The sequence below is a fragment of the Companilactobacillus paralimentarius DSM 13238 = JCM 10415 genome, assembly GCF_001434985.1.
GTDB lineage: Bacteria > Bacillota > Bacilli > Lactobacillales > Lactobacillaceae > Companilactobacillus > Companilactobacillus paralimentarius.
Window position 1 is genome coordinate 1 of record NZ_AZES01000067.1, and the last position, 3,979, is coordinate 3,979.

Here is a 3,979-nt window from a genome sequence, read left to right on the forward strand (position 1 = left end):
TCTAGAGATTAAAAAACTGGTATTGATTATTCATCAATACCAGAAAGTATAGAACCGTAATTTGTTATCCTGAATAGGTGTTGTTTTAGTTTTCTTTTCTTTTCATGTACAGAATAGGGTAAGGATTACCTGCATCGTCAGTCTCGGTTCTTCGATAAGTTTCAAATCCAAGATATTCGTAGAATCCGATAGCCTGCGGATTTTGTTCGTTAACTGTCAGTTTATTTACATCAAAATTTTTAATAGCATAATTAATTAATTGTTTCCCTAGACCAAGGCCACGGAATTCTGGGGCAACAAAAAGCATTTCAAGTTCTTGATGAGAAATGCCCATAAAGGCTATAATTTTTTCATCCTCCACGATGATTAAATCAGGGATTTGTTGTAGAATTTTTGGTAAGGATATCTTAATTTTTTGAATTGATGTTTCAGATAAGAAAGAATGAGTAGCTCTTACAGATGCTTCCCAGACCTTTGTCAATTGATTTATTAAGTTATCGGATCTTTTAGAAATAATCTTTATTTTCAAAATGTACCTCAAATGAATTTTTTTGTTAAATAGAATTGATTATCATTATATCAGAAGCAAAAAGGATAAGAGGGATATTAATGCTGGTAGATGAAAGTTGGTATGAAGAACTAGATCTGGGCAAAATTGAGGATGTCCAAACTGTTTCTGGTGGCGATATAAACTTAGCTTTTAGGGTAATTGCCGATACAGGTGAGTACTTCTTAAAAGTCCAACCTGATAATAACGAGAGTTTCTTTGATCATGAAGTTGAGAGTCTCAATTTGATCAATTCGGTTGCTAATGCTCCTAAAGTTATTCGAAGTGGAACTTTTCGTGATAATAGTTATCTTATTTTGAATTATATCCACTTTGGAACTGGCTCACAGTATGATTTGGGACAATTGGTGGCTAAGATGCATCAACGCCATTCACTACGTTTTGGTTTGGGACATGACGTTCTGAATGCTAGTAATCCCAAAATTAATACTTGGCGTGCTAATTGGGGTGATTTCTATATTCAACAACGTTTGAATGTTTTGATCAATGAAGTGCAAAAGAAGGGCCTATGGAACGGTCAACGAGATAAAATGATGCGTCGATTTGAGGAAAAATTGATGGAATATTACCAAGTTCATCCAATTATACCAAGTTTGATGCATGGAGATTTGTGGAATGGTAACGTTGGGTTTGAACAGAATCGGCAACCAATTTTATTTGATCCCGATGTTTTCTTTGGTAATCGTGAAATGGATATTGCTATGACTCTATTATTTGGTGGATTTGGTAAAGAATTTTATCAGGGCTATCAGGAACTGTATCCGTTAGATAAGGATTGGCAAAAGAGGGTATCTTGGTATCAAACTTATTATCTATTAGCACATCTGAACCTTTTTGGAGAGACTTATGGAGCTGATTTTGATAATATTTTAAAACAAAGTGTCGAAAATTAAGTGGAACATTCTTGTCAATTTGTTAAAGTAAGCGCGATACTATAAGTGGAGATATTTTCATTTTAATGGGAGTGGATTAAATATGAATAATGAAATTAAATATATCTTAGATGAATTAACAGTTATTTATGGTTTTTACCAAGATAAATTTAGTTTAAAGAGAATTAAAAGCTATATCTTGAGCATGCCAGAAGGTTCTAAGATAGTAAAAGTCGAAGAAGGGCTTATTCCAATGTATGATCATAATGTGAATTTACCAATTGGTCAATTTAACGATGATACTGATTCTGTCAGCTTATTGTTAGTAACACATACTATGGTCAAAGAAAGAGATGTGGCAGCGATTGCCAGTGATTCCAAGCGAGTCGCTGATTTGGTTAATCGTTTGATTAGTTTAATATCGCCTCAAAAATAGAATATTTTACCGATATTTTGGTCAATGATTGTCGAAATTTTATGACAATTATTGGCTTTTTTTGTTGATTTAAAGCTATTACTTGAAAAATAAATTATTAAAGGTAAATTTGACTTTTATTTTTGACTTCTTTAAATTGAATAAATGAATTAAATAAATTATGCAATTGAGGGAGAAAATATGAGTTTAAAAGTATTGTTGGTATGTGGTACGGGAGCGTCTTCAGGTTTTATGGCCGTGAGTATGCGTAAAGCAGCTAAAAAACAAGGATTAGATTATCAAATTCAGGCACGGAGTGAAGCTGAATTAGACAATTATTTAGATGAAACAGACGTTATCATGATTGGTCCACACTTATCCTTTATGGAAACAGAGATTAAACAAGCAGTATCTGGTACAAATAAAAAAGTGATTTTAATGAATCCTGATTATTACGCAATGTTGGATGGAAAGCAGGCTTTGAAACATTTGCAAAGTGTACTCAACTAAAAACAGAGAAAAGGATTTGAAATAACAATGAATAGTTTTATGGCAATCTTTAAAGAAAAAGTAGCACCAAAAATGGATCGAATCAGTCGTAATATTTGGATCAGTGTCCTAAAAGATTCAATTCTTCAAACTTTACCATTTATTTTAGTTAGTTCAGTAATTACTTTTTTAGGTCTCTTTGCTAATATTTGGAGTTGGTGGCCTGATTTGTCGGGTATCAGTAATTTTACTTTTGGTATTATTTCAATTTTTGTAGCGTTTTTGATTCCATTCAATATGATGGAGAAAAAGAAATTATCTAAACAACGAATTATTTCTGGCTTAACGTCGCTAGGACTGTTTTTACTATTAACTAATCCAGTAATGTCTAAGGATGGCGGCGCCACTTTTGAATTTAGTCACTTCGGAGCCGGAGGAATGTTTGTTGCCATTATTTGTGGTATTTTCACAGCCTTAGTCATGGAATTCTTCGGCAAATTTAGTTTCTTTGCTGAAGATACTGTGATTCCTGATTTTGTAACAGCTTGGTTTGATTCAATGTTGCCAATTGGTGTTGTGATTACCGTTGGATTTATTTTGGTTAATGTTTTAAAAATAAATGTCTATCAACTCATTATTCAAATGTTTTCACCTTTAGCAAATATTGTAGAGACTTTACCCGGATTTGTTTTGGTCATGTTAATCAATTGTCTAATTTATTCAATGGGAATCTCTACTTGGATTTTGACACCAATTACAACACCAGTTTATTTAGCCGCTATACAAGCTAATCAGATCCATGGTGCACAAAATATTGTTACAGGAGAAACAATGTTTTCAACATATTTATGGATCGGTGGAGTTGGCTGTACGATGCCCTTGGTATTAATGATGTTGTTCTTGGCTAAATCCCAACGTCTAAAGGTTTTAGGCCGAGCTTTCGTTATTCCCAGTATTTTCAATATCAATGAACCTGTGGTTTTGGGTTCAATAGTTTGGAATCCTTATTTAATGATTCCAATGTGGATTCAAGGTGTTATCCTGCCAATTATTGTTTGGATAGGATTAAAGAGTGGGGTAGGTAGGATTCCTGATGCTGTTTTTCAAATGTGGTACGTGCCTTTTCCAATCAATACCTGGATCAATGGACATACAGTTGGTTCAATTGTATTATTAGTAATTATCTTTTTAGTAGCGGCTTTGATTTGGTATCCCTTTTTCAAGGCATATGATCGTGAATTAGTAAAAAAGGAAACAGGTAAATAAAATGATAGATGAAGCAGAGAATAATAGTGATTTACGTCAAACAATGCAGATAATTATTTTTTCTGGTGATGCTAGAAAATTTATCATGCAGGCTTTGGATTTAGTTGGAGATGCTAAATATAATGAGTCTGAGCAATTGTTAAAGCAGGCCCATGAACAACTCGTAAAAGCTCATGCATTGCAGACAGATAAGATTCAGAAAGAGGCTGAAGGTGAGCAACTAGAATATTCAGTGTTGTTCACACATGCTCAAGATACGATGATGTCAGTCAATACTGAATATAATTTGGTGAAACATTTGATTGAAGTATTTAAAAAGGCTGTACGATAAATAGAGTTGATAGGCATTTTGCCATCAACTCTATTTTT

At 33.3% G+C, this 3,979-nt stretch carries 6 protein-coding genes; 5 read left to right on the top strand and 1 reads right to left on the bottom strand.

Annotation, left to right across the window (positions count from 1 at the left end; genetic code table 11):
• Positions 1-85: 85 nt before the first annotated feature.
• On the bottom strand, positions 86-529 hold the full coding sequence (locus tag FD33_RS06690; RefSeq protein ID WP_025086338.1) for a GNAT family N-acetyltransferase: 444 nt from the start codon (positions 527-529) through the stop codon (positions 86-88).
• An 80-nt stretch (positions 530-609) separates the two neighbouring features.
• Between FD33_RS06690 and FD33_RS06695 the strand changes: the two genes are divergently transcribed.
• The 5 genes from FD33_RS06695 (at position 610) to FD33_RS06715 (ending at position 3,941) form a co-directional block, all read left to right on the top strand.
• Positions 610-1,461 (top strand): fructosamine kinase family protein, encoded by an 852-nt coding sequence (locus tag FD33_RS06695; protein WP_056955859.1) that lies wholly within the window; start codon positions 610-612, stop codon positions 1,459-1,461.
• Between the two features lie 82 nt (positions 1,462-1,543).
• Complete coding sequence (locus FD33_RS06700; RefSeq protein WP_025086337.1) at positions 1,544-1,876, top strand: hypothetical protein; 333 nt, start codon at positions 1,544-1,546, stop codon at positions 1,874-1,876.
• A gap of 180 nt (positions 1,877-2,056) precedes the next feature.
• Positions 2,057-2,365, top strand: a complete 309-nt coding sequence (locus FD33_RS06705; protein WP_025086336.1) for a PTS sugar transporter subunit IIB — start codon at positions 2,057-2,059, stop codon at positions 2,363-2,365.
• Positions 2,366-2,392: 27 nt separating this feature from the next.
• Positions 2,393-3,610 carry a PTS sugar transporter subunit IIC gene (locus tag FD33_RS06710; protein WP_034544521.1) on the top strand — a complete coding sequence of 406 codons (1,218 nt, stop codon included), beginning with the start codon at positions 2,393-2,395 and terminating at the stop codon, positions 3,608-3,610.
• 1 nt (position 3,611) lies between these two features.
• The gene (locus tag FD33_RS06715) at positions 3,612-3,941 is read left to right on the top strand and encodes a PTS lactose/cellobiose transporter subunit IIA (RefSeq protein WP_056955860.1); all 330 of its coding nucleotides are present in this window, start codon (positions 3,612-3,614) and stop codon (positions 3,939-3,941) included.
• The last annotated feature ends 38 nt before the right edge of the window (positions 3,942-3,979 follow it).

Excerpts from the sequence above, each read along its gene's own strand:
- FD33_RS06700 (WP_025086337.1), top strand. The coding sequence starts at position 1,544 with ATGAATAATGAAATTAAATATATCTTAGATGAATTAACAGTTATTTAT.
- FD33_RS06705 (WP_025086336.1), top strand. The coding sequence starts at position 2,057 with ATGAGTTTAAAAGTATTGTTGGTATGTGGTACGGGAGCGTCTTCAGGT.
- FD33_RS06715 (WP_056955860.1), top strand. The coding sequence starts at position 3,612 with ATGATAGATGAAGCAGAGAATAATAGTGATTTACGTCAAACAATGCAG.
- FD33_RS06695 (WP_056955859.1), top strand. The coding sequence starts at position 610 with ATGCTGGTAGATGAAAGTTGGTATGAAGAACTAGATCTGGGCAAAATT.
- FD33_RS06710 (WP_034544521.1), top strand. The coding sequence starts at position 2,393 with ATGAATAGTTTTATGGCAATCTTTAAAGAAAAAGTAGCACCAAAAATG.